20 protein-coding genes are annotated in these 24,049 nt (G+C 61.9%); 11 read left to right on the top strand and 9 right to left on the bottom strand.

Features of this window, described 5'->3' with window-relative positions; translation table 11 throughout:
- Positions 1-123: 123 nt before the first annotated feature.
- Both AEP_RS15270 and AEP_RS15265 read left to right on the top strand, forming a co-directional pair.
- Positions 124-684 (top strand): pyridoxamine 5'-phosphate oxidase family protein, encoded by a 561-nt coding sequence (locus tag AEP_RS15270; RefSeq protein WP_232459844.1) that lies wholly within the window; start codon positions 124-126, stop codon positions 682-684.
- A gap of 92 nt (positions 685-776) precedes the next feature.
- A complete protein-coding gene (locus tag AEP_RS15265) occupies positions 777-1,211 on the top strand; it encodes a thiol-disulfide oxidoreductase DCC family protein (protein WP_087496172.1) in 435 nt (144 codons plus the stop codon).
- 13 nt (positions 1,212-1,224) lie between these two features.
- Here the strand turns inward: AEP_RS15265 and AEP_RS21135 are convergent, their stop codons facing one another.
- From AEP_RS21135 to AEP_RS15250, 3 genes are all read right to left on the bottom strand, one after another.
- Entirely contained in the window at positions 1,225-2,754 is a 1,530-nt protein-coding gene (locus tag AEP_RS21135) for a subtype B tannase (RefSeq protein WP_087496171.1), read from the bottom strand.
- 73 nt (positions 2,755-2,827) lie between these two features.
- On the bottom strand, positions 2,828-3,394 hold the full coding sequence (locus tag AEP_RS15255; RefSeq protein WP_087496170.1) for a cytochrome b: 567 nt from the start codon (positions 3,392-3,394) through the stop codon (positions 2,828-2,830).
- Positions 3,395-3,456: 62 nt separating this feature from the next.
- Positions 3,457-4,620 (bottom strand): HD domain-containing phosphohydrolase, encoded by a 1,164-nt coding sequence (locus tag AEP_RS15250; protein ID WP_087497374.1) that lies wholly within the window; start codon positions 4,618-4,620, stop codon positions 3,457-3,459.
- 93 nt (positions 4,621-4,713) lie between these two features.
- Here AEP_RS15250 and AEP_RS15245 point away from each other — a divergent pair, with 93 nt between their 5' ends.
- Positions 4,714-5,154 (top strand): FKBP-type peptidyl-prolyl cis-trans isomerase, encoded by a 441-nt coding sequence (locus tag AEP_RS15245; protein ID WP_087496169.1) that lies wholly within the window; start codon positions 4,714-4,716, stop codon positions 5,152-5,154.
- A 19-nt stretch (positions 5,155-5,173) separates the two neighbouring features.
- Here AEP_RS15245 and AEP_RS15240 read toward each other — a convergent pair whose 3' ends face one another.
- From AEP_RS15240 to AEP_RS15225, 4 genes are all read right to left on the bottom strand, one after another.
- On the bottom strand, positions 5,174-6,316 hold the full coding sequence (locus tag AEP_RS15240; protein ID WP_087496168.1) for a M14 family metallopeptidase: 1,143 nt from the start codon (positions 6,314-6,316) through the stop codon (positions 5,174-5,176).
- Between the two features lie 61 nt (positions 6,317-6,377).
- Complete coding sequence (locus AEP_RS15235; protein ID WP_087497373.1) at positions 6,378-7,874, bottom strand: M48 family metalloprotease; 1,497 nt, start codon at positions 7,872-7,874, stop codon at positions 6,378-6,380.
- A 42-nt stretch (positions 7,875-7,916) separates the two neighbouring features.
- Positions 7,917-8,918, bottom strand: a complete 1,002-nt coding sequence (locus tag AEP_RS15230) for a sensor domain-containing diguanylate cyclase (RefSeq protein WP_087497372.1) — start codon at positions 8,916-8,918, stop codon at positions 7,917-7,919.
- A 29-nt stretch (positions 8,919-8,947) separates the two neighbouring features.
- Positions 8,948-9,754: an alpha/beta fold hydrolase gene (locus tag AEP_RS15225; protein ID WP_087496167.1), complete on the bottom strand. Its 807-nt coding sequence runs from the start codon at positions 9,752-9,754 to the stop codon at positions 8,948-8,950.
- 267 nt (positions 9,755-10,021) lie between these two features.
- Between AEP_RS15225 and dbpA the strand changes: the two genes are divergently transcribed.
- The 8 genes from dbpA (at position 10,022) to AEP_RS15185 (ending at position 17,364) form a co-directional block, all read left to right on the top strand.
- Positions 10,022-11,404, top strand: coding sequence for an ATP-dependent RNA helicase DbpA (dbpA, locus tag AEP_RS15220; RefSeq protein WP_198301839.1), 1,383 nt, complete (start codon positions 10,022-10,024; stop codon positions 11,402-11,404).
- Positions 11,405-11,571: 167 nt separating this feature from the next.
- A complete protein-coding gene (locus AEP_RS15215; protein ID WP_087496165.1) occupies positions 11,572-11,808 on the top strand; it encodes a hypothetical protein in 237 nt (78 codons plus the stop codon).
- Between the two features lie 93 nt (positions 11,809-11,901).
- A complete protein-coding gene (locus tag AEP_RS15210; protein WP_087496164.1) occupies positions 11,902-13,098 on the top strand; it encodes an ABC transporter substrate-binding protein in 1,197 nt (398 codons plus the stop codon).
- A 16-nt stretch (positions 13,099-13,114) separates the two neighbouring features.
- Positions 13,115-14,035 carry a branched-chain amino acid ABC transporter permease gene (locus tag AEP_RS15205; protein WP_087496163.1) on the top strand — a complete coding sequence of 307 codons (921 nt, stop codon included), beginning with the start codon at positions 13,115-13,117 and terminating at the stop codon, positions 14,033-14,035.
- Complete coding sequence (locus AEP_RS15200; RefSeq protein ID WP_087496162.1) at positions 14,028-14,999, top strand: branched-chain amino acid ABC transporter permease; 972 nt, start codon at positions 14,028-14,030, stop codon at positions 14,997-14,999. The genes AEP_RS15205 and AEP_RS15200 overlap by 8 nt, the downstream gene beginning before the upstream one ends.
- Entirely contained in the window at positions 14,996-15,772 is a 777-nt protein-coding gene (locus AEP_RS15195; protein ID WP_087496161.1) for an ABC transporter ATP-binding protein, read from the top strand. Before AEP_RS15200 ends, AEP_RS15195 begins: the two co-directional genes overlap by 4 nt.
- Complete coding sequence (locus AEP_RS15190; protein ID WP_087496160.1) at positions 15,769-16,485, top strand: ABC transporter ATP-binding protein; 717 nt, start codon at positions 15,769-15,771, stop codon at positions 16,483-16,485. The genes AEP_RS15195 and AEP_RS15190 overlap by 4 nt, the downstream gene beginning before the upstream one ends.
- Before the next feature lie 15 nt (positions 16,486-16,500).
- On the top strand, positions 16,501-17,364 hold the full coding sequence (locus AEP_RS15185) for an alpha/beta hydrolase (RefSeq protein WP_087496159.1): 864 nt from the start codon (positions 16,501-16,503) through the stop codon (positions 17,362-17,364).
- Positions 17,365-17,439: 75 nt separating this feature from the next.
- On the opposite strand, the gene AEP_RS15180 is transcribed toward AEP_RS15185, so the two are convergent.
- Positions 17,440-20,601: a bifunctional diguanylate cyclase/phosphodiesterase gene (locus tag AEP_RS15180; protein WP_087496158.1), complete on the bottom strand. Its 3,162-nt coding sequence runs from the start codon at positions 20,599-20,601 to the stop codon at positions 17,440-17,442.
- 117 nt (positions 20,602-20,718) lie between these two features.
- Entirely contained in the window at positions 20,719-24,012 is a 3,294-nt protein-coding gene (gene icmF, locus AEP_RS15175; protein WP_087496157.1) for a fused isobutyryl-CoA mutase/GTPase IcmF, read from the bottom strand.
- Between the last annotated feature and the right edge of the window lie 37 nt (positions 24,013-24,049).

The raw sequence follows: 24,049 nt of genomic DNA, 5'->3' as shown, positions 1-24,049 counted from the left end.
GGAGAAGCGGCTATAGAACTGAAAATTCCTTTAATTCCAGACTTGCCCCTCAGGCAAGCAGCCCAAAGGCTTGACCGATATCATGAAAGCTCGATTCCCAACCCCGAGATCGGCAAGCCTCTTGTGGACACTCCCCTTCTGACCGCACCCGACATCCGCCAACGCATCTGGCAGGAACTGCAGCGTGCCGTGCAAGACCGGCACCACGAATGGCGAACCCCCGTGCTGGCCACGGTGAACGCGGATGGCTTGCCGCAAGCACGCACCGTCGTGCTCCGGCATGCAGATGCACGGCAGGCAACCTTGCAATTTTTCACCGACAAGCGCAGTCCCAAGTTTGCAGAGTTGGAGGCGGCGCCCTCTGCGGCGCTGGTGTTCTGGAGCAAACGGCTTAGCTGGCAGTTGCGGATCCAAGCCACGACAACGGTGCAACATAGCGGTCCGGAGGTGGATGCGGTGTGGACGCGCGTCAGCCAATCTCCCGCTGCAGGGGACTACCTCTCGGCCAAGGCGCCGGGGGATGTGTGGGAAGAAGACGCCTCAGACACCCCGTTCGACAACACGCAGCACTTTCTTGGGATCGTCACTCTGCAGATTCAAAACATAGACTGGCTGGAACTGGCGCGCACGGGCCACCGGCGGGCTGTGTTTACCGCAGACCAGTGGGAATGGCGCGTGCCATGACGTACACGGATGCCCGCGTTGGCGGCAGGGCTTGCCATCGTGCGCTACAAACGGGTGTCAGCATCTTCTGACTGCCTGTTAGGGCTGAGCCCATGTCTGTACCCGTTGAGAAAAATGCACCCCCTGCTTCGTGTGATGCATTGACTGTGATGTTTGATGGCACGTGCCCCTTGTGCCGTCGTGAGATCGGTATGTACCAATCCTTGGACCCTTTGCAAGACGTGCAATGGCTGGACGTGAGTGCGCCACAAGCCGGGCTCAACCTTGAAGAACAGACACGACTCGTGGCCCGCTTTCACGTGCGACTGCCGGATGGACGCATGCTCAGCGGAGCCGCCGCTTTTGTGGAGTTGTGGCTCACCATGCCGGGTTGGCGCTGGCTGGGACGCATCGGCCGGCTCCCCGGTGTAACGCCGATCTTGGAGCTAACCTACCGGGGCTTCCTGCATCTGCGCCCTCACCTGCAAAAGGTAATGCGCGCTGCAGAGGCTCGACGCTTGCGGGCGGACCAACAGCCCAAGCGCTAAGCCCCGTCTGCCGTTAGCTCGATCTGGCGACCTGAATCATCCAGGCAAAGAGTTGCTCCAGGTCATAGTCGCCAGCGTGGCCCTGATCCCACGGCATGGCAAAGTCCACGGCATAGCCTTGGTTCTGCAAGGCGGTTGCCAGAATCACCGGAATGGCCAGCGAGGTATCGCGGTCGATCGTGCCATGGCGGATGCGCCAGCGTTTGGCATTGCGCGCGTCCCTGCTGCCGATGTATTGCATGGCATTCATCATTTTCACCAGCTTGTCTTCCGCACGAACCGCAGCGTTGGCCGTGTTGCGCTGCACCGAGAATTCCGTGAAGTGCCGGTTATCTGTTGCAGGGGTGCCGAACAGGTTGTTCTCACCGCTGGAGGCATCCAGTGCATCGAATGCCGGCGGCAACTTCATACGGCCTGCATAGCGAACAAAGGCGTCAAAGTCGAGGCTGCGCACCTTGCCTCCTTGAATGTTGATCCAGCTGTATTTCCCTAAATCTTTGCCTGCATCCAATTGGCCCTGTGCGGAAGAGAGCACGTAGCCAGATACCCAGTCCTTGAAACTGCCGTTACCTGAAGCGTCCAGCGTCAAGGTCTGCCCTTGAGGCGACTTCAGTTTCAAACTGTTGACGTAGGCAGGAAACAAGGGCTTGAGCTCGTTGGACACCTTGATCTGCTCAGGCGTCAGGGTACCGGCCACCTCTTTGCGAACCATGTTGAAGTCCAGCATGCTCACCTGGATAGCCCGGTAATCGTTCACCCCGTTAAACAGCCACTCGTGCGCGGCGTCGGCATGCTCAAGGTTGGTAATCGGGCAGTAGGCCGACACCGCAAAAATGTCGTCCCGCCCCGGCGCTGCGCCAATGGCTTGCAGATAGGGCTCGTAGTCCGGGGAGTTGCCGCTGGCACCTAACAAGGCAGACAAAGCGCCACCGGCGCTCGTGCCGTTGGAAAATATTTTCTCCATGTCGCCGGGCAATACGCTAGCGTTCAAGCGCAGGTAGCGCACCGCGGCTTTCAGGTCCACGATGGCTGCGGGCGCTTTGCCGGTGAAGGCACCATCGGCATCCTTCAAGGTGCGTCCCCGTGCGCCGGGAGATGCGACTACAAAGCCCTTGAGCAGGGCCGCGGCAATAGTGCTGGGCTTGCCAGCGCTGGGGCCCTGGGTTACCGCTTGCGCAGTACCCGGCTTGGCGGGCATGTAGCCGCCGACCTGGTTGGGAAAAAACACCGGCGCCGTGCGGGCATCGAAATCTCCCACCTTGGCGTTTTGGTAGTAAGCCTCCGGCACATAGATGTTGATCACCTGGTAGGCGGCATCCACCGGCTTGGCGACGTACGGCACCCCTAGGTAGGCACGCACTGCGATGCTTTGCCCGCCCACCGTCACCGTTTGCTTTTCAAAACGCGTGGGGTCCAGGCGCAATGCATCGGGCGCTGTGGCGGCTACAGCGTCACTCTTGGTTGATGAACAGGCTGTGCCCATCAGCACAGCGGTACCGGCCAGACAAGCCAGCGTGGCACGGCGGGAAATGGAAGACGACATTCGAAAACTCCTTGGGGGAGCATGCTAACGAATGACCGTGAAGCTCAGATGTACCAACCGTAAAGCCACGTATTCAGCGTGCCTTGCCGGGCATCATGGAGCGCAACACGCCGTCCTTGACCACATAGTGGTGGTAGAGGGCTGCTACCGCATGCAAGCCGGCCAGCCACACAATGGCATCGCCCAGAAACTGGTGCACATCCCCCCAATCGGCAGCTTCAGAAAAGGGCAGCTGCTGCGTCCATGGCAGCTCGTTGATGCGTATGCCCCCCAGCAGTGTGAGCGGATGGGATTCAGTACCCAGGGCCATGACCGCAGTGAACGGAGTAGCCAACAACAGCGCCCAGAGAACGATGTGTGTACCCTGGGAAGCCAGCTTCATCCAGGTCGCCATGTCGAACTTCGGTGCAGCAGGACGGAACAGCACCCACAACAAGCGCAACAAGGTTGCGAAGAACACAAAGATACCCAGGCTCTCGTGCCAGACGATGTCCAGCCGCGTGGCGGGGTCCACGCCGTCGCGCATGAGGCGCCCGAATCGCTCAGGCCCCAAAACGAAAGCCACCGTCACCGCCAACGCGGTAATGCAGTGGAATGCGCGGCTGACAGTGTCGTATTTGGATGATGCGGATGGTTTCATGGCTGCTCCCTAAAGGGATCAGTATGGACCTTTCAGATTAAGCCAACCTGAAGGCTGAGCAGTCAGGCATATTCGCCCGGCTCGCGCACATCGGCAAAGCGCTGCTTGATCGACGCCCGCTCTTCTTTGGCAGATAACAGGGCCTCAACACAATCCTTATCCAACAAACCGGCATTGGCTTCTGCGCGCAACTCGGCGCACACGGCTTCGTCATCCCACGAGTTTTTATAGGCACGGCGGTTGCTGAGCGCGTCATACACATCGGCCACCGCCACAATGCGCCCCTCCAGGGGTATCTGCTCCATGGTCAGCCCACGCGGATAGCCTGAGCCGTCGCCCCGTTCATGATGGGTAGATACGATGTTGCGCATGATCTGCTCCTGCATGCTGCCCTGCAGCCCCAGGTCCTGGCTGATACGGCCGATGATGCTCTCGCCCATGGCCACATGGCGCTTCATGATCTCGTACTCGGCGGCGTCCAAGCGGCCGGGTTTGAGCAGGATGTGGTCCGGGATACCGACTTTGCCGATATCGTGCAGCGGGGAGAACAACTCCAAGTACTCGATGTAGGCATCACTCAAGTCATGGCTCACGGCCAAAGCACGCGCCATGATGCGGGAGTAGTACGCAATGCGCTCCAGATGCTGGCCGGTTTCAAAGTCCCGTGATCGGGCCAAGTCCACCGCGACCTGAATGGCACTCACAATGCCTCGCGCCAATCGGCGTTGGGTCAAAAACAAGTGGGCAATCAGATCTGTGAATTCGCGCAGCTCTTCCACATCCGCATCTGTGAAAGCATGGAGTTGCCTGGAGTCGTAAAAGAGGAAACCCGCCAGCACGTCGCCCTGGAAAACCGGCGTTGTCACGCTGGATTGGTAGTGGTGATGTTTGAGCCAATGGTTGGGGATGGACGGGGACTGGAAGGTCTCAGCCATGTTGTGGATGACCCGGGTTCCACGCTGCAGAGCCAGCTCCGAAAGCGTGGGCACATCCGCCAAAGCGACTTCATAGTGCTGCAGAGCTCCATCATCCCGGTTATTGCTGACAAGGGTCTTCAAAAGCCCGGTATGAGGATCGTGGGTCACCACAGCAATACGGTCCACCAACGCAACGCGGCTATTCACCAGGCGGTGAATCATCTCTAACTGGGGGGCAAGCCCACCATGCGGCGCAGACTCCACCACATGGTGCGGTGAAAGCGCAGACAAAATGGGGTACAACTTCATGGCCGCCATTGTTGCGCTTTATCGAACCCTTGCGTAAAAACTTGGTACCGCTATCCGCACATCAAATCGCTCATTTCAACCTAGATCCAACTTATGAAAACCAAGCTCCGCACTTCCCTTTTCGCCTTAGCCCTGCTGGCCCAAAGCGCCTTCGCACAAAACGCTGTGACCACGGCAGCCGCCAAAGAGGAAGGCGCTGTCGTCACATCCAGCGGTCTGGTGTATCGCAGCCTCAAAGACGGAACAGGTGCCAGCCCCAAAGCCACCGACAAAGTCACGGTGCACTACAAAGGCACCTTTCCGGACGGACGCGAATTTGACAGCTCCTACAAACGCGGCCAGCCGATTGACTTCCCGCTCAACGGAGTGATCCCCTGCTGGACCGAAGGTGTGCAGCGCATGAAGACAGGCGGCAAAGCCAAGCTGACCTGCCCACCGGAAATCGCTTACGGTGCCCGTGGTGCCGGTGGCGTGATCCCCCCGAACGCGACGCTGGTGTTTGAGGTAGAGCTGCTGGGCGTGAACGGAAAATAAGCCTTCAGCCCTTACGTGTTCAGACCGACCACTGCAGCAAGGGCTGCAGCACACTGGCCCCCAGCTTTTTGGAGCGCTGACCGCTCCAGCCGGTGGTGGGGTCGGGCAGGTTGACGTTGTCCTTGAAGGGCATCTCGATCGTCAAAGCCATACAACCGAAACGCTGGGCGATCCAATTGGTGGCCAGTGACATATTGGCCTGGCCTGCCGCCACGCGGCCGTAGTTGAGCGTGTCCTGAAAGTCGGGGCAGGCGCGCATCCAGTCGGACTTGAAGTCGTCTTCCAGCTCGGCAATGCGCGGGGTGTAGCCCGGCGTGCCTTCAGAGCCGACCACGAAGTTGCAAGGCAGAGCTTCGTCACCATGCACGTCCAGGCACAGGTCCACGCCGGTGGCCTCCATGGCTTGGCGCACCAGGGCCACTTCAGGCGAGCGCTCCATGCTGGGCGCGGCCCACTCCCGGTTCAGGTTGGCGCCCGCGGCGTTGGTGCGCAGGTTGCCCAGCACAGCACCATCCGGGTTCATGTTGGGCACCACATGGAAATTGCAGCGCTGCAGCAGGGTGCGGCTGACGGAGTCGTCGGCATCCAGCAGGCGTTCCATAAAGCCTTCTACAAACCACTCGGCCATGGTCTCACCGGGGTGCTGCCGGGCGATGACCCACACGTCCTTTTTGTCTTCCTCAGCCACCAGGCTATGCACGTCAGCAACGCGCAGCACGCTCATATCCCGCCCCTGCACGGTCGTGCCCAGCCGTTCCACGGTGACCAGCGACGAGGCTGCTGCCGAGGCCAACAGGTCCAAGTGCTGCTCGTACGAATAGGGTTCGAAGTAAGCGAAGTAGATGGCGTTGGTCTGCGGTGTCACGCGCGCAGTCATAACCTCGCCGTCATAACTGGTCTCAATACGGCTCCAGTGTTGGCGATCCTCGCTGCAGACCACCTGGTAACCCTCCCAGCCCTTGGGGTAGGCGCATTGCTTGGCGTTCATGAACCGCAGGGTTACCGGCTCGCCGGCCGCTCCATGTAAGCAGAAGTGGAACCACTGGGCAAACTCTGCCGCCGTGTCCTGGCGGATGCGCAACTGGATGTCGTGCGCAACGTCGAGCCGCAACACCTCGATGGCGCCGGAATCGAACTGGGAAGAGATAGAGAGTTGAGTCATATAGTTTTCAGGCAGTGGCGCTCATGGAATGTGCGCAAGCAGCTACTAAAAATATAGCAAATTACTGCGGCAGCACGACTTTAACCAGTTGACCGGGCGTAGGCTCCCCGCCGCCATAAAAACCATTGATCAAGCGCAACTGTTGCTCAGGTCGGGCAATCGGCGAAGTGCGGGCCAGCTCGGCAAAGCCGCCTTTGGGGTAGGGCACGGATTTGATCACCCAGGGCCGGGCGGCGGCCTTGTCGGCCGTGGTCAGCGCCCGGAAGCTGCCTTCAGCTTCGCGCAGGCCGGCTCTTGCACGCGCCAGTGCATTGGCATCCTTGGCGGTGGACTGCAACAGATACACCCGATCACCCGGTCCGGAGACGACCGTGGCTTCCAGTGCCACGGTGGTGCCATTGGCATTGGCCCGCGCACCGGTGAATCGCGAGGCCTGCAGGCCATTGATGGTGGTGGCCTCCAGCTTGCCCTGGGTGGGCTTGAGCAGATTGCGCACTACATCAGCGGGTGCCTTGCCGGCTTGGGCAGGCACCACACGCACCAACAAGGCGGCGTCACGGGCCGTGTTGATGAAGGCGAGTTGCTCCGCATCGTTCTGGATGTACCAGCCGGCAGGTGCTGTGAGCGCCAGGCCCAAGGGCTCATGGTAGAAATTGCGCCCGCGCACCAGGCCCTGGTCCGGACTGTCGCCGAAGTTCATATTGCTGATCGCCTGCAAATAGCGGGCCCGGCCTTCGTCGTTGTAGCGGTCCTTGCTTTGATACTGCGCGGCCAGACGGGTAATGGTCTCCAGGCGCTGGTCATTGCTGGGGTGGGATGCCAGCCAGTCGCCTTTGGCAGGCGCCGGACGTCCTTCGGCCTTGGCCTGGTCAGCCGCAAACAACTCCTGATTTTTGAGGACCTTGATCACGTCGATCATGTTGCGGGGGTCGTAGCGGGTGCGGTAGAGGTATTCAGCACCGAGGCCATCTGCCTGCAATTCCTGTTCGCGCCCATACGATGCGATGTAGCCCGCCGCCACGTTTTGCGACACCTGGCCCGCCAGCTGCCCGGCACCGGTAACGCCGTAGGCCTCTGCCACCGCACCCAGAACGCTGGCAGCGAACACGCCCAAGCCCGCATTTTGCTGGCTGGTGGCACGCTGTGCACCATGGCGGGCAGTGACGTGGCCGATTTCATGGCCGATCACCCCGGCCAGATCGGCCTCGCTCTCCATGTAGGCCATGATGCCGCGCGTGACATACACATAGCCGCCGGGCAGGGCAAACGCGTTGATCTCGGGGCTGTCCAGCACGGTGAAGTGCCATTGCAACTGGGTACGGTGACTTTGGGCAGCCAGCTTCTGGCCCAAGGCGTTCACATAGGCCTGCAGCTCGGGGTTTTTGACCACGCCGTATTCCTGCAGCACCTGCTGGTGCCCCTTGGCGCCCTCGGCCAACTCGGCCTCTTCGCTCATGGCCGAACGCTCGGTTTGGCCGGTCACGGGGTTGACCACATTGGTGCCGCAAGCCACCAGCAATGCGCTGCTTACCAGCGCCACACTCCACCAGGAACGCATGAAAAAACCTTTGATTACGCGCCGCAGCGCCATGCACAAATTTTAGGAGAGTCCGGTCGGCCCGTCGTGCCACATCGTGCGGTTACGCCCGGCCGACTTGGCCCGGTACAAGGCCAGATCCGCCTGATGCAACAAGCGGGTCAGAAACACCATATCGCGCCCTTGGTGCAGCGTCTGTTGGGCGCATGACACCCCGATGCTGACCGTCACCGGCTTTTTGTGCACCCGCACATCCTGCACCAGCAAATGCACCCGCTGGGCAATCGCGCTGGCTCCATCCGGGCCGGCGCCGGGGAGCCACAAAGCGAACTCCTCGCCGCCATAGCGCACCACAACGTCGCTGCCGCGCTTGCTGGCCTGCAACTGGCGGGCCAACTCCTGCAGCACACGGTCGCCCGCTTCGTGGCCATGGCTGTCGTTCACCCGTTTGAAGTGGTCCACATCCACCATCAACAAGGCTGCTGGCGTGCCCAGCTCAGACTGCATTTGCCACTGCTCAACCGCACGCTCCAGGGCGCGGCGGTTGCCCAGCCGGGTCAGAGGGTCGGTGAGGCTCAGTGCGGAAAGCTCGCGGTTTTCGGTTTCCACACTCTGGGTGTGCTGCGACAACTGCTGGTGTACCGACCTCAGCTCGGCATTGGCCAGCGACAGTTCTGCCGCCAGGCGTTGCGCGCGACCGCGCGCCTCGACCAACTCCGCCTCAAACCGGCTACGCTCCAAGGCCACAAAGAACACCCAGAAAATACAGTCCTGCTCATCCCAAAGGCCGCGCCGGGCATTCACCATGACCGGGACCTGCTCGCCCGCCGCGTTGTTGAGGTGCAAATAGATCTCCTGAACCGCGCCATGGCGCAGCATTAAGGGCCACACATGGGTCTGTAAAAAGATACGGCCGGGCGCAGGCAGCAAACAGTCCATATAGCGGCCTCTCCACGGCTCCGCTGCGCCACCCACCAGAGCCAGCAAGTCGCGGTTGGCGGTCACGATGTGGCCCTGCGGGTCGGTCACGAGCACCGGGCTGGGGAGGAGGTCCAGGTGTTCCATACCTTGAAACCCGGAAATCTCTTTCAGCATCAAACCGGGTGCGCCAAGAATGCCTTCATGGCATCCACCACCAAGTGGGCATGTGACATATGCCCGCAATGTCCCACGACATCCAGCACCTCCAAGGTACTGTTGCGCAGGTGCTGGTGCAGATACTCACCCACCTCCACCGGCGCCAAGGCGTCATAGCGGTGCTGCAGTATCAAGCTGGGGCAGTTCACATGGGGCAGGTCGGCCCGGTTGTCGGCGTAAAAAGTGGCTTCGGCAAAGATGCGGGCAATCACGGGATCGGTTGAGCAAAAACTCTCCGCCAACCGGCGGGCTACCGGCCCACTGTCCTTTTCCCCGGAGATCACAGGAGTCAGGTAGTCGGCCCAGCCGAGGTAGTTCTGATCCATCAGCGCCAGCAGGCCTTCCAGGTCAGTGCGCTCAAAGCCGCCTATGTAGTCCGGCGGCTGGTTCAGGAAACAGGGTGATGGGCCAACCATGACCATCCGTTCAAACAAGTCAGGGCGGGCAATCGACGCCAGCATGCCAATGGAGCTGCTCACCGAGTGCCCCACAAAAGTCACGCCCGATGTAAGTCCCAAGGCGTCGCACACGTCCAGGACGTCCTGTGCGTAGCCGTTCAGGGTGCTGTAGCGACGGTGGTCAAAGGCCGTGATGTCTGACTGGCCACTGCCCACATAGTCGAACAGCACCTGCCGGTAGCCTTCAGCAAAGGCCGGCACCACCTGTGACCACATGTGCTGGTTGCAGCCGAAGCCATGGGCGTAGAGCAACACCTTGTCGCCTTCGCCCGTCACATGGACATTGTTTCGTTTCAGAATATTCATGGCCAGAGCCTCGAGTGCCAACGATGGCTTGCGAGCGCAGTCTAGGTCAAAAGGCCTGCGTGCGGCAAGAAAATCAAAGCGATTTCAACCGCGCCAGTCAACGAAACCGCGGGTCGGCCCCCCCCATACCCGCCGACAAAATCCATTGCCGCTTATGCATCAAACCAGCCCCTTGCGCTCATGAAACATGCGCAAGCAGCTACAAAATATATAGCAAATGATTGCTGGAGAAAACGGTTTCGCGGGGTCTGCGCGGATAATCGGGGGATGACAGCTTTCTCCTCCCTCCCCCTCGCACCCGCCACGCTGGCCAACCTGCAACAGCTGGGCTTTGATGCCATGACGCCCATCCAGGCCGCCAGCCTGCCCGTGGCCCTGGCCGGCAAAGACCTGATTGCCCAGGCAAAAACCGGCAGTGGCAAGACGGCCGCCTTTGCCCTGCCCCTGCTGGCCAAGCTCAACCCCCGATGGTTTGCGGTGCAAGCCATGGTGCTGTGCCCTACCCGCGAGCTGGCAGACCAGGTGACAGTGGAAATCCGCCGCCTGGCCCGTGCGCAAGACAACATCAAGGTCGTGACCCTGTGCGGCGGCGTGGCCACGCGGGGCCAACGCGCGTCGCTGGAAAACGGCGCCCACATCGTGGTGGGCACGCCCGGCCGCATCATGGACCTGCTGGAGCGCGAATACCTGACGCTGGAAGGCCTGAACACCCTGGTGCTGGACGAAGCCGACCGCATGCTGGACATGGGCTTCTTTGACGACATTGTTACCGTGGCCCGCCAGTGCCCTAAGGAACGCCAGACCCTGCTGTTCTCGGCCACTTACCCCGAAGGCATTGAGAAGCTGGCCAAGCAATTCATGCAAGACCCGCAGCAAATCAAGGTGGAAGCGCCGGTGGCTGACAACACCATTGAGCAGCGCTTCTTTGAGGTGGACCGCGAATCGCGCTTTGGCGCGGTCAGCAGCATCCTGAACCATTTCCGCCCGGTGAGCACGATTGCGTTTTGCAACACCAAGCAGCAGTGCAACGACTTGGTGGACAAGCTGGTGGCTGACGGATTTGTGGCCCATGCCCTGCACGGCGACCTGGACCAGCGCGAGCGCGACCAGGTGCTGGCCCAGTTCGCCAACCGCAGCTGCTCGGTGTTGGTCGCCACTGACGTGGCCTCCCGCGGGCTGGACGTAAAAGAGCTGGACATCGTCATCAACGTGGACATCACGCCCGACCCCGAAGTGCATGTGCACCGCATTGGCCGCACCGGTCGCGCGGGCGAGAAAGGCCTGGCCCTGAGTCTGGCCAGCATGCGCGAGATGGGCGCGGTGGGCAAGATCGAGCAGTACCAGAACGCGCCCTCGGTGTGGCACAAACTCGACGAGCTGACCCCTACAGGATCAGGCCGCTTGCTGCCCCCCATGGTGACGGTGCAGATTGCCGGTGGCCGAAAAGAAAAAATCCGCCCCGGTGATGTTCTGGGCGCGCTCACCAACGACGAGGGCGGCCCTGCCTTCACCCGTGAGCAGATCGGCAAGATCCAGGTCACCGAGTTCTGCACTTTTGTCGGTGTGGCCCGTGATGTGGCCCAGGCGGCATGCAACAAGCTCAACGCCGGCCGCGTCAAGGGCAAGAGTGTGCGAGCACGTCTGCTGTAAAACGACGTTGGGTAGTGGCAGGCAAGAAGCCGGCTTATCCGGCTTTGTAAGGGAAATTCCTACACGTTTTCCAGCGCTTGCCTGACTCCATTTTTTGGAGCCCGTGGCTACAGTTCTCCCAAGCGCCAAAGTATTCAGTTGGCGCAAACTTTCACCGGAGGACCGCCATGAAAACCACTGCTACCGAACTCAACCCCTTCAGCCTGATGATGGAGCCCGAGCTGGTTCTGCAAACCATGGAGCGCTCCCAGCAATTGCGCGGCCTGCGCCGCCACAAGCTGCGCCCCCTGGACAAGCCGCTGATCCCCTACACCAAAGAAGCCTTGGCCGCCCGCGCCGCCTTTGATGCAGCCATTGACGCAGAAGACTTCGAAGCCAACGCCGACAGCTACCTGCTGAACTGAACGGGGGCTTGCGCTTTCTGCAACGGTGCAGCGGAAAGCAGGGGTGTTGGGCCGATAATGAAACGGTCCAACCCTCCACAAGGAAAGTTTGCAATGCACCTGCCCAGTTTTGCCCCCTCCCGCCTGGTTCTGACCGCCGCTTTGGCTGCCGCAACGGCAGGTGCCTGGGCCCAGTCCACCGAACCCGTTCGTGTTGGTTTGCTCAGCACCTTGTCCGGCCCCGGCGCCGGTTTGGGCGTGGATATCCGTGACGGCTTCCAACTCGCCGTCAAACTGAACGGCGGCAAACTCGGCGGCCGTCCTGCCGAGGTCATCGTGGCCGATGACCAGGCCAACCCCGAAGTGGGCCGCCAAACCGCAGACCGCCTGATCAAACGCGACAAGGTCGACTTCATGACCGGCATCGTGTTCTCCAACGTCATGTTGGCTGTAGGCACCCCCACCTTCCAGTCCAAAACTTTCTACATCAGCGCCAACGCTGGTCCGTCGCAATATGCAGGCGAGCAATGCAGCCCTTACTTCTTCAGTGCCTCGTACCAGAACGACAACATGCACGAAGCGGTGGGCAAAACGGTCACCGACAAAGGCTTCAAGCGCGTGGCGCTAATTGCGCCCAACTACCCCGCTGGCAAAGACGCCCTCACCGGCTTCAAGCGTTTCTACCAGGGCGAGATTGCCTCTGAAACCTACACAGCACTCAACCAGCTCGACTACGGCGCCGAACTCTCCAAGCTGCGCGCGACCAAGCCGGACGCGGTGTACATCTTCCTGCCCGGCGGCCTGGGCATCAACTTCATCAAACAGTTTGTGGGCGCCGGCCTCTCCAAGGACATCACCCTGTTCGGCCCCGGCTTCTCGGGCGATGAGGACGTGATCAAGGCGGTGGGCGACCCCATGCTGGGCATGTTCAACACCTCCCAGTGGGGCCACGACATGGACAACGCAGCCAACAAGAAGTTTGTGGCCGAGTTTGAAAAAGAATACGGCCGCCTGCCCACCCTGTACGCAGCCCAGGGCTATGACGCTGCCCGCCTGATGGACGCCGGCGTGCGCGATAGCAAAGGCAAACTGGACGACAAGGCCGCCGTCAAGAAGGCACTGGAAGCCGCCAAGTTCGACTCGGTGCGTGGCGCCTTCAAGTTCAACAGCAACCACTTCCCCATCCAGGACTACTACCTGCGCGTCATCACCCGCGACGCCAAGGGCCGCGTCACCAACCGCACCCTGGGCACCGTGTTCAAAAACCACGCCGACGCCTACGCCGCCAACTGCAAGATGCCCGGCCTCTAAGGCCTGACGCACGCGCATGAGCGGAATTCTGCTGCTGGAGCAGGCCCTGAACGGCCTGCAGCTCGGCCTGATGCTGTTTTTGTTGGCAGCAGGGCTGACGCTGGTGTTCGGCATCATGGACATGGTGAACCTGGCCCATGGTTCGCTGTACATGGTGGGCGCTTACCTGATCGCCACCGCCACCCAGGCCAGTGGCTCCTACTGGTGGGGCTTGGCTGCAGGTGTAGCTGGCACCGCCCTTTTCGGGGTGCTGCTGGAGGTATCGGTACTGCGCAGGCTCTACCGGCGCGACCACGTCACCCAGGTGCTGGGCACCTTTGCCATTCTGCTCATGTGCAATGAAACCGTGCGCATGATCTGGAGCTCACAACCCCTGTCGCTCAACCCGCCGGCCGCACTCTCGGGCCCGGTGGAGTTGTTGCCCGGCTTTTTCTACCCGGCTTTCCGCTTGCTCATCATCGTGGTCGGCTTGGCCACCGCCCTGCTGCTCTACCTGCTGGTGACGCGTACACGGCTGGGCATGCAAGTGCGTGCCGGCGCTTCCAACCGCGACATGGCCCTGGCCATGGGCACCAATGTGCAGCGCCTGTTCACGGCGGTGTTCGGGCTGGGCGCCGCTTTGTGCGCGCTGGCCGGCGGCATGCTCGGGCCGCTGCTGGCGGTGCAGGTGGGCATGGGCGAGAGCATTCTGATTCTGGCCTTTGTGGTCATCGTGATCGGCGGCATCGGCTCCATCCGAGGTGCGCTGGTAGGTGCGCTGCTGGTGGGCATGGTGGACTCCGGCGGGCGCACCCTGCTGCCCATGGTGTTCGAGTGGCTGTTCGGCGCAGCGCTGGCAGCTGATGCGGCGCCTGCGGTGGCCTCCATCCTGATTTATGTGTTGATGGCTGCGGTGCTGTTCTTCAAGCCGCGCGGCCTGTTCCCTGCCCATGGTTGATTCCAACAACACCCGCACCTCGCTGCACCACACACTGCACCTGCGGGCTGCACTCCCGGTGTTTTTGGTACTGCTGGCCCTGCCGCAAATCACGGCGGCTTTGCACGCCGAGTTCTACGTCACGCTGGCCACCCGCATTGCGATTTTTGCCCTTGCGGCCAGCAGCCTGAACCTGATTCTGGGCTTTGGCGGCTTGGTGAGCTTCGGGCATGCGGCCTTTGTGGGCGCGGGCGCCTACACCGTGGGCATCCTGATGCAGCAGGGCGCCGTGCCTGCTGCCATTGCCTGGCCCGCTGCCATGCTGGTGAGCGCGGGCCTGGCCTGCCTGATCGGCTTTATCAGCCTGCGTACCCAAGGCGTGTACTTCATCATGATCACGCTGGCCTTCGCGCAAATGCTGTACTACCTGGCCGTCTCCCTTAAAACCTACGGCGGGGACGACGGCCTGCCCCTGGCCGGGCGCAACACCTGGGCCGGCATTGCCCCTGACGACACGGCGCTCTATTACCTCGCCCTTGGTGCGCTCACCCTGTGCCTGCTGTTCACCCAGCGCCTGCTCAACGCGCGCTTCGGCCAGGTGCTGCAAGGCCTGCGCGAGAACCCGGTGCGCATGCAGGCACTGGGTTTTCCGGTGCTGCGCACGCAGCTCACCGCCTTTACCTTGGCAGGCGCAATGGCCGGTCTGGCCGGCACTTTGCTGGCCAACCAGGGCGGTTTTGTCAGCCCATCCATGATGCAGTGGAGCCAGAGCGGCATGCTGATGGTAATGGTGATTCTGGGTGGCGTAGGCCACCTGTATGGCGGCGTGCTGGGTGCTGCCGCTTTCCTGCTGCTCGAAGAAGTGCTGGGCCACACCACTGAACACTGGCAGCTGGGCTTGGGTGCCATGTTGCTGGCCGTCGTGTTGCTGGCACCGCGTGGTTTGGCCAGCTTGCGCAGCGTGTGGACGCGGAGTCAGGCATGAACACCGGCGCCACCCCTTTGCTGCAGATCGATACACTGGTGAAGCGCTTCGGCGCGCTCACCGCCACCGACCACGCCAACCTGCAAGTGCACCAGGGCGAAGTCCATGCCCTGATAGGCCCGAATGGCGCAGGCAAAACCACGCTCATCCACCAGATTTCGGGCGCGCTGCGGCCGGATTCCGGGCGCCTGTTACTCAACGGGGCAGACATCACCCGTCTGCCCATGCACGCCCGGGTGAAGCGCGGGCTGGCCCGCTCGTACCAGATCACCAACGTGTTTTTGCGCCTGAGCGTGCAGGACAACCTGGCCCTCGCCCTGCAGGCAGTGGCGGGCAGCAGCATGCGCTTCTGGCGCCCGGTGCACACCGAGACCCAGCGTATGCAGGCGGCAGCAGATGTGGCTGCGCGTGTAGGTTTGCAGGCCCAACTGCAACGAACGGCAGGCGCCTTGTCGCACGCCGAGCAACGGCAGTTAGAGGTGGGCTTGGCGTTGGCCAGCCGCCCGCAGTTGCTGGTGCTGGACGAACCCTTGGCCGGCATGGGGCCGGACGAATCCCAGCGCATGGTGGCACTGCTGCAGTCTTTGCGCGCTGAGACCACACTGCTGCTGGTGGAGCACGACATGGACGCCGTGTTCCAACTCGCCGACACCATCTCGGTGCTGGTGGCCGGCCGCGTGATTGCCAGTGGCCAGCCGGATGCCATCCGCCAGAGTGCCGACGTGAAGCGCGCCTACCTTGGCGACGAAGCCTTGCCGGAGGCCCGCCCATGAGCACCGAGACTTTGCTCGACATTCAGGAACTGGAGACGGCGTACGGCAACAGCCAGGTGCTGTTCGGGCTGGACATGCAGCTCCAGGCCGGCACCACCTCCACCCTGCTGGGCCGCAACGGCATGGGCAAAACCACCACGGTGCGCAGCATCCTCGGGCTAACACCGCCACGCAGCGGCAGCATCCGTTTCCTGGGCGAGCGCATTGAGGGCTTGAGCCCCGACCGCATCGCCCGCATGGGCGTGGCTTTGGTGCCCGAGGGACGGCAGATTTTCCCCAACCTCACGGTGCAAGAGAACCTGATTGCCTTTGCCGCGCGGCGCAATGCCAGTTCCGAGCCCTGGACGCTGGAGCGGATTTACCATCTCTTCCCGGTGCTGAAGCAACGCGCGCGCAACATGGGGAACCAGCTCTCCGGCGGCGAGCAGCAGATGCTGGCCATTGGCCGCGCGCTGATGACCAACCCTCACCTGCTGATCCTGGACGAAGCCACCGAAGGCCTGGCGCCACTCATCCGTGAAGACATCTGGCGCTGCCTGGATACCCTACGCACCCAAGGCCAGAGCGTATTGGTCATCGACAAATATGTGCAGCGCCTGATTGCGCTGGCCGGCCACCACACCATCATGGAGCGCGGCCGCGCGGCCTGGAGTGGCGACTCGACCACCTTGGCCGCACAACCCGAACTCTGGCACCGCTACGTCGGCATTTGATTTCAAGGACAACCCATGCCCAAGCTCTACCGCGACTTTGACACTCAGGCGCAAATTGACGCGCAGTACAACCCCTCCATCGCGCTGCCCGACCCGACCGCGCCCGGCAAGCACTTTGCCGCACAAGCCGACAAGGCTCGCAGCACCCTCAAGCACCATGCCGGCATCCCCTTCGGCCCCACGGTGCATGAGACGCTGGACATCTTTCCGGCGGACGTGCCCAACGCGCCAGTCTTCGTGTTCATCCACGGCGGCTACTGGCGCGCCTTCCAGAGCAAAGACTTTCATGGCGTCGCCTTGGGCCTGCACGCCAGCGGTATCACCACCGTGGTAGTGAACTACGCTTTGGCGCCGTTTGTCACGATTGACGAAATCACCCGCCAGTGCCGCGCAGCCGTGGCCTGGACGCTACGCAACATCCAGCACTACGGCGGCGACCCGAGCCGCGTGGGCGTGGGCGGACACTCCGCCGGCGGCCACCTGGGTGCCATGTGCCTGCAAACCGCGTGGGACACCGACTACGGCCTGCCGCGCGACCCGCTCAAGGCGGGCCTGCTGTTCAGCGGCCTCTACGAATTGGAACCCCTGCGCTACAGCTACCTGCAACCCATGATCCAGCTGGACGACGGCGTCATCCGCCGCCAGTCTCCCACGCCCAATTTGCGCGCCTGCCCTACGCCTACCTGGGTGGTCTGGGGCGGCCAAGAGTCGGGCGAATTCGCCCGCCAGTCCACCGGCTACCGGGATGCGGCAGTCGCATTGGGCAACCCGGTGGAACTGAGCGCCATTGATGGTGCCGACCACTTCACCGTGATCCACGGGCTGGAAGACGCTAACAGCCCGGTGTGCCGCTGGCTGCACCAGAAGCTGACCGCCTGAACCGCCGACTTTGAAGCCAAATCGGCCTCTGGCGCCCATCGAATGTGCGCGAGCAGCTCCTGAAACAATAGCAAGCTAGCCTGCGATCGGCGGCCGGCGACGATCCTCGCGCAAGGCGTGGCTGCGCAGGTAGCTCACCCACTCGGCCAAAGGGATCGGGCGGCTGAAGCAGTAGCCCTGCAGCTCGTCGCAGCCCAGCGCGGTCAGTGTCTGGGCGGTAGGCAAGTTCTCTACCCCTTCCGCCACCACCTTCAGGCCCAACGTATGGCCCAGCGCAATCACCGCATGCACGATAGCGGCATCGGCACTGTCTTCCAGCATACCCAGCACAAAGGACTGGTCCACCTTGAGCTTGTCGATGTCGAAACGCTTGAGGTAGGCCAGGCTGGAGTAGCCGGTGCCGAAGTCATCAATCGCCACCTTCACACCCAGCGCCTTGAGGGCCGCCACCTGCTGCTGGGCGGCCACCGGGTTGTCCATCAGGTGGGATTCAGTGAGCTCGAGTTCGAGTTGTGCGGGTGGCATGCGGGTATCGCGCAGCACAGCGCTGAGCTGGTCCACCAGCTCGGGGTCGGCCAGCTGCGCGACAGACAGGTTGACCGACAGCTCCAGCCCCTTGCAGATGCCTTGCTCTTCCATCGCCATCCAGTTTCGGCAGGCCTCGCGCAGCACCCAGGCGCCTATGGGTTTGATCAAACCGCTTTCTTCGGCTACGTGGATGAACTCACCCGGAGGCACCTGCCCCAGCAGCGGGTTTTTCCAGCGCAGCAGGGCCTCGGCACCCTGCACCTTGCGCGTGCGGGCGTTCAGCCGCGGTTGGTAATGCAGGCTGAACTCTTCATTGGCCAGCGCCTGGCGCAACTGCGTCTCCATGGACTGACGGGCAAGCACGCGCTGGTCGGTCTCGGGTGAGAAAAAGCGGGCCGTATCACGCCCGGCGGATTTGGCCTCATACATGGCCGCGTCGGCGCGGCGCATCAGCTCGTCCTGGTCCGTTGCATCCTCGGGGTAAAGCGCCACGCCCACACTGCAGGACACGGTGAGCACATGGCCATCCACTGTGGCGGTCTGGCGGATGGTCGGAATCAGGCGGTCGTTGACCATGGCGGTCAGCTCCGGCAGGTCGGTCACATGGCGCAGGATGATGACGAATTCGTCCCCACCCAGGCGGCTGACCGTATCGTCTGAACGCACCGCGCTGCTGAGGCGGCGCGCCACGGTGCGCAGCAAGCCATCGCCGATGTGGTGGCCCAGGGTGTCGTTGATGAGCTTGAATCGGTCCAGGTCGATGAACAGCACCGCCACCTTCTCGCCGGTGTGGCGTGCACTGGCAATCGCCTCACCCAGACGCTGCTGGCACAAGGCACGGTTGGGCAACTCAGTCAGCACATCGTGCTGGGCCAGGAAGCGGATACGTTCCTCCTTGGCTTTACTGTCGGTAATGTCAATGGAAATGCCAATGTAGTTCACCACCTCGCCGCTGGTCGCACTCTTGTGCACGGAGGAGACCATCAGCCATGCGGGGTAGGTGTCGCCGTTCTGTTTGCGGAAATGCACCTCACCTTGCCAGTCGTTCTGGTCTTCGAGGTCGGCCCACACGGTGTCTTGCGGGGTGTTCATCACAAAGCTCAGGTCCTGCCCGAGCGCCTCGTAAAAGTCGTAACCGGTGCTGCGGCAGAAAGCCTGGTTCACGCTGATGATTTTGCGGGCCTCGTCCATGATGATGATGCTTTCGCTGGACGCCTCAAACACCTTGGCCCACAGCTCCAGCCGCTGCTCCATCACCTTGAGTTTGTTGATGGGGGTGAACGCGGTGAGCACGGCGTCGCGCCCCTGGAAGTTCAGACGACGGGCAGACAGAACCGCCCAGGAGGGCGTGGTGCCGCCGTGCCAGCGCACCTCGAATTCGTCCAGCGCATCAAAGTCCGCCAGACGCTGAAAAAAGCGCCCGCGCACACCGGGCTCGAGCCCATGGCGCCAGGGGTCGTCGGTGCGACCGTTGAGCCATGGGCGGGCGGGCGTATTGACGTGCAGCACTTCGTGGTCCGGCACCGAAGTCACCACCATGGGAATGGGGAAGGCCTCCACCAATTCGCGCTGGGCTTCCGCAGCGCGGGCGCTGGCGGCCAGCTCCTGCTGCACCAGCCGGTCGCGGTCCAGTTGCTCCAACATGCCGTTGAAAGCGGCAAACAGCTGACCGATTTCATCCCGGCTGTGCCACTCGGCGCGCAGGCTGTAGTCGGCCTTGCGGCGCACATCGTGGGCCACACGGGCCAAGCCTTGCAGGGGTTTGGCAATCTGGCTGGCCACCAGATACACCAGGCTCAAAATGCAGCCCAGTAACAGCAGTGCCGTACCGAGGTGTAGCCACATGCGTTTGAAAAGCTGGTCCACACGGGTCTGCAACAGGATGTGGAGCTGCGCAATACCCACGCGCCAGCTCTCTGACAAGTCCTGGAGTGCGGCCCGGTAACTCGCATCCAGACGCGCTGCCTGTTCGCTCGACATGCTGGCACTGTTGACTTCATGCACCGCACGCGCAAATTGGCTGAGTGATTTGCGCAAGGCTTCGCGTGCCGGCCCGAGGGCTGCACGCAGCTCCGGCGAGCCGGCCAGCCAGGTTTGCTCATAGTCAGACTCCAGCCCTTGTTGGACCGCATCCAGCCGGCCCAAGAGGGTGAGCAATTGCGCGTTGGGATTGAAGCCCGGCACCCGCAAGCCCCAGTTCGCCATGAAGTTGTGGGTGTCCAGGAGCACCTGCAAGAGCTCGGGCAAGCGAAGCAGGGTCAGGGACATGACGTAATAACTGTCGAGGTCCGGATCCAGAATCAGGTTGGACTGGTTGCCCACGATGGTGAGCAGGTCACGCGCCTGCCCCAGCATGCGGGCATGTTCCGCATCGGTGCGGGACTCGACCAGCAGGTCATGCAAGCGCTGGGACGCAGCTGCGGTATTGAGTTCCGCGTCATAAGCGGCCCGGGCTTTGTCGAACTCCGGCAAGGTTGCCACGCCGGGGCGGTCCGCGGGCAACAAAATCGCGTCCATCACGTTGTGACGCACCGCCTCGGTGTAGCTGGCACCCACGATTTCTTTGCGGGCGAAGTCAATCGCGAGGTATTTTTCGTGGATCAGGATGCCGGACACATAAATGACCGCAGTCAAATCCAGCAGATAAATGAGCGTGAGTTTGCGCCCGACACTCAGGCGCCCCAACCACAAGGGAATTTTTGACAGCATGTGTAAGGCCCGATCTTCAGAGCCACCCGCCCACGCGGGCTCCAACGGCTTACCAACACGCTAGCAATAAACGCACCAGACGCGCCCCAATAGGGTGCGCGCCTTAGAAACCACGCACTACATATTCCGCCGGTACTGCCCGCCCACCTCGAAAAGCGCACTCGTGATCTGGCCTAGCGAGCACACCCGCACCGCGTCCATCAACACCTCAAACACGTTCTGATTGTCAATAACGGCTTGCTGCAACTTCTTGAGCATGGTGGGGGACTCTGCAGCGTGCAAGGTGTGGAAGTCGGCCAGACGTTTGAGCTGGTTTTGCTTTTCGTCGTCGGTACTGCGGGCCAGTTCCAGCTTGTCCAGCACGGCATCGCCATGCGGGTTGCGGAAGGTGTTCACACCGATGATGGGCAACTCGCCGGTGTGCTTGAGCATCTCGTAGTGCATCGATTCGTCTTGAATCTTGCCGCGCTGGTAGCCGGTTTCCATCGCACCCAACACGCCGCCGCGGTCGGCAATCGCTTCAAACTCTTTGAGTACCGCCTCTTCCACCAGCTCGGTCAGCTCTTCAATGATGAAGGCGCCCTGGTTGGGGTTCTCGTTCTTGGCCAGGCCACACTCGCGGTTGATGATGAGCTGGATGGCCATAGCGCGGCGCACCGAGTCTTCGGTGGGCGTGGTGATGGCTTCGTCAAACGCGTTGGTGTGCAGGCTGTTGCAGTTGTCGTAAATCGCGATCAAGGCCTGCAGCGTGGTGCGGATGTCGTTGAACTGGATTTCCTGCGCGTGCAAGCTGCGGCCACTGGTTTGGATGTGGTACTTGAGCTTCTGGCTGCGTTCGTTGGCGCCGTATTTTTCTTTCATGGCCACCGCCCAGATGCGGCGCGCCACGCGGCCCATCACCGTGTACTCGGGGTCCATGCCGTTGCTGAAGAAGAAGCTCAGGTTGGGCGCGAAGTCGTCAATGTGCATGCCACGCGCCAGATACGCCTCCACAAAGGTGAAGCCGTTGGACAACGTGAACGCCAACTGGCTGATGGGGTTGGCCCCCGCCTCGGCAATGTGGTAGCCGCTGATGGACACGCTGTAGAAGTTGCGCACGTCGTGGTGCACAAAGTACTCGGCAATATCACCCATCACCTTGAGCGAGAACTCGGTGCTGAAGATGCAGGTGTTCTGGCCCTGGTCTTCTTTCAAAATGTCGGCTTGCACGGTGCCGCGCACATTGGCCAGCACCCATTCCTTGATCTTGGCGACTTCGGTGTCGGTAGGCTCGCGCCCGTTGTCCGCCTTGAATTTGTCAATGTTCTGGTCGATAGCCGTGTTCATGAACATGGCCAGGATGCTTGGAGCCGGGCCATTGATCGTCATGGAGACACTGGTGCTCGGGCTGCACAAGTCAAACCCGCTGTAGAGCACTTTCATGTCGTCCAGCGTGGCAATGCTCACGCCGCTGTTACCCACCTTGCCATAAATGTCCGGGCGCGGGTCAGGGTCGTTGCCGTAGAGCGTGACCGAGTCGAAAGCGGTAGAGAGGCGCTTGGCCGCCATGCCGCTGGACAGCAGCTTGAAGCGGGTGTTGGTGCGGAAGGCATCGCCCTCGCCCGCGAACATGCGGGTCGGGTCCTCGCCCTCGCGCTTGAAGGCAAAGGTGCCTGCGGTGTAGGGGTAGCTGCCGGGCACGTTGTCCAGCATCAGCCACTTGAGAATTTCGCCATGGTCCTCGTACTGCGGCAAGGCCACTTTGCGGATGGTGGTGCCGCTGAGGGACTTTGTGGTGAGTGCGGTGCGGATTTCCTTGTCGCGAATCTTCACCACGTACTCGTCACCCGCATAGGCCTTTTGCATCTCGGGCCACTGGGCCAGCAGCTTGCGCTCTGCGGCACCCATGCGCTCTTCGCGTTCAGCGGCCAGTTGGGTGACCGCGGTGACCGCATTCACCTTGTCGGGATTGGCTTCGCGCAACATGCGGCCGGACTCACGCAGTTGCTGGATTTCGCGCGCGAGACGGGCTTGCTCTTTGGCGCGTTTTTTATAGCCGCGCACGGTGTCGCTGATCTCGGCCAGGTAGCGGGTGCGCGCTGCGGGCACCACCGGCGTCTGGTTAGAGCTGTGGCGTACGTTCACGCGCGGCAAGCTACCTTCCTGCAGTGGCACGCCCAGTGCCTTGAGACGCGGCAACAGGGCCTGGTACAGGGCGGTGACGCCATCGTCATTGAAGCGCGCGGCCATGGTGCCGAACACCGGCATCTGCTCGGTGGGCGTGTTCCAGGCTTCCTTATTGCGCTGAACCTGCTTGGCCACGTCGCGCAGTGCATCGCTGGCACCTTTGCGGTCGAATTTGTTGATGGCCACGAACTCTGCGAAATCGAGCATATCGATTTTCTCGAGCTGGCTGGCAGCGCCGAACTCAGGCGTCATCACGTACAGCGGCACATCCACATGCGGGACGATGGCCGCATCCCCTTGGCCGATGCCCGAGGTTTCCACCACCACCAAATCGAAGCCCGCCACCTTGCACGCAGCGATCACATCCGGCAAGGCCGCGCTGATTTCGGAACCGAAGTCACGGGTCGCGAGCGAGCGCATGAAGACGCGGCTTCCCTGCTGCCAAGGCGAAATGGCATTCATGCGGATGCGGTCACCCAGCAGAGCGCCCCCGCTCTTGCGGCGGCTCGGGTCGATGGAGATGACGGCGACGCGCAAGGCGTCATTCTGGTCCAGCCGCAAGCGGCGGATCAACTCGTCCGTCAGGCTGGATTTGCCCGCACCACCAGTACCGGTAATGCCGATAGTTGCTATCTTTTTAGTAGCTGCTTGCGCACGTATTTCCTGTGCCAGAGCCGGATTCAGCTTGGAAGCCTCAATAGCGGTCAGCAACTGGGCCAGTGCGCGCCAACTGGCCTCGGTGTGGCCCTGGATGGCGGACAAGTCGGTAGGTGCCAGTGCCGTGATGTCCTTGTCGCAGCGCATCACCATCTCGCCGATCATGCCTTGCAGTCCCATGCGCTGGCCGTCTTCGGGGCTGTAGATGCGGGACACGCCATAGGCATGCAACTCGCGAATCTCGGGCGGCACGATCACGCCGCCGCCGCCGCCAAACACCTGGATGTGCGCACCACCACGTGCCTTGAGCAGGTCCACCATGTACTTGAAGTACTCCACATGCCCGCCCTGGTAGGAGCTGATGGCAATGCCTTGCACGTCTTCCTGCAAGGCGGCGGTCACGACCTCGTCCACACTGCGGTTGTGGCCCAGGTGGATGACTTCGGCGCCCATGCCCTGCAGGATGCGGCGCATGATGTTGATGGCGGCGTCGTGGCCGTCAAACAGGCTGGCCGCGGTGACAAAGCGCACCTTGTGGGTGGGGCGGTAGTTGGCCAGGGCTTTGAAGTCGGCAGACAGATCGGTCATAGGGCACCAGTGAACGGTTAATTGACGTTTACGTAAA

It is taken from the genome of Curvibacter sp. AEP1-3, assembly GCF_002163715.1.
GTDB lineage: Bacteria > Pseudomonadota > Gammaproteobacteria > Burkholderiales > Burkholderiaceae_C > Allorhodoferax.
Note: the sequence above shows the minus strand (reverse complement) of the source record. Positions and strands in the feature narration are given on the sequence as shown.

Bases quoted from the DNA above. Each gene is read 5' to 3' on its own strand.
- AEP_RS15265 (WP_087496172.1), top strand. From the start codon at position 777: ATGTCTGTACCCGTTGAGAAAAATGCACCCCCTGCTTCGTGTGATGCA.
- AEP_RS21135 (WP_087496171.1), bottom strand. From the start codon at position 2,754: ATGTCGTCTTCCATTTCCCGCCGTGCCACGCTGGCTTGTCTGGCCGGT.
- AEP_RS15255 (WP_087496170.1), bottom strand. From the start codon at position 3,394: ATGAAACCATCCGCATCATCCAAATACGACACTGTCAGCCGCGCATTC.
- AEP_RS15250 (WP_087497374.1), bottom strand. From the start codon at position 4,620: ATGAAGTTGTACCCCATTTTGTCTGCGCTTTCACCGCACCATGTGGTG.
- AEP_RS15245 (WP_087496169.1), top strand. From the start codon at position 4,714: ATGAAAACCAAGCTCCGCACTTCCCTTTTCGCCTTAGCCCTGCTGGCC.
- AEP_RS15240 (WP_087496168.1), bottom strand. From the start codon at position 6,316: ATGACTCAACTCTCTATCTCTTCCCAGTTCGATTCCGGCGCCATCGAG.
- AEP_RS15235 (WP_087497373.1), bottom strand. From the start codon at position 7,874: ATGCGTTCCTGGTGGAGTGTGGCGCTGGTAAGCAGCGCATTGCTGGTG.
- AEP_RS15230 (WP_087497372.1), bottom strand. From the start codon at position 8,918: ATGGAACACCTGGACCTCCTCCCCAGCCCGGTGCTCGTGACCGACCCG.
- AEP_RS15225 (WP_087496167.1), bottom strand. From the start codon at position 9,754: ATGAATATTCTGAAACGAAACAATGTCCATGTGACGGGCGAAGGCGAC.
- dbpA (WP_198301839.1), top strand. From the start codon at position 10,022: ATGACAGCTTTCTCCTCCCTCCCCCTCGCACCCGCCACGCTGGCCAAC.
- AEP_RS15215 (WP_087496165.1), top strand. From the start codon at position 11,572: ATGAAAACCACTGCTACCGAACTCAACCCCTTCAGCCTGATGATGGAG.
- AEP_RS15210 (WP_087496164.1), top strand. From the start codon at position 11,902: ATGCACCTGCCCAGTTTTGCCCCCTCCCGCCTGGTTCTGACCGCCGCT.
- AEP_RS15205 (WP_087496163.1), top strand. From the start codon at position 13,115: ATGAGCGGAATTCTGCTGCTGGAGCAGGCCCTGAACGGCCTGCAGCTC.
- AEP_RS15200 (WP_087496162.1), top strand. From the start codon at position 14,028: ATGGTTGATTCCAACAACACCCGCACCTCGCTGCACCACACACTGCAC.
- AEP_RS15195 (WP_087496161.1), top strand. From the start codon at position 14,996: ATGAACACCGGCGCCACCCCTTTGCTGCAGATCGATACACTGGTGAAG.
- AEP_RS15190 (WP_087496160.1), top strand. From the start codon at position 15,769: ATGAGCACCGAGACTTTGCTCGACATTCAGGAACTGGAGACGGCGTAC.
- AEP_RS15185 (WP_087496159.1), top strand. From the start codon at position 16,501: ATGCCCAAGCTCTACCGCGACTTTGACACTCAGGCGCAAATTGACGCG.
- AEP_RS15180 (WP_087496158.1), bottom strand. From the start codon at position 20,601: ATGCTGTCAAAAATTCCCTTGTGGTTGGGGCGCCTGAGTGTCGGGCGC.
- icmF (WP_087496157.1), bottom strand. From the start codon at position 24,012: ATGACCGATCTGTCTGCCGACTTCAAAGCCCTGGCCAACTACCGCCCC.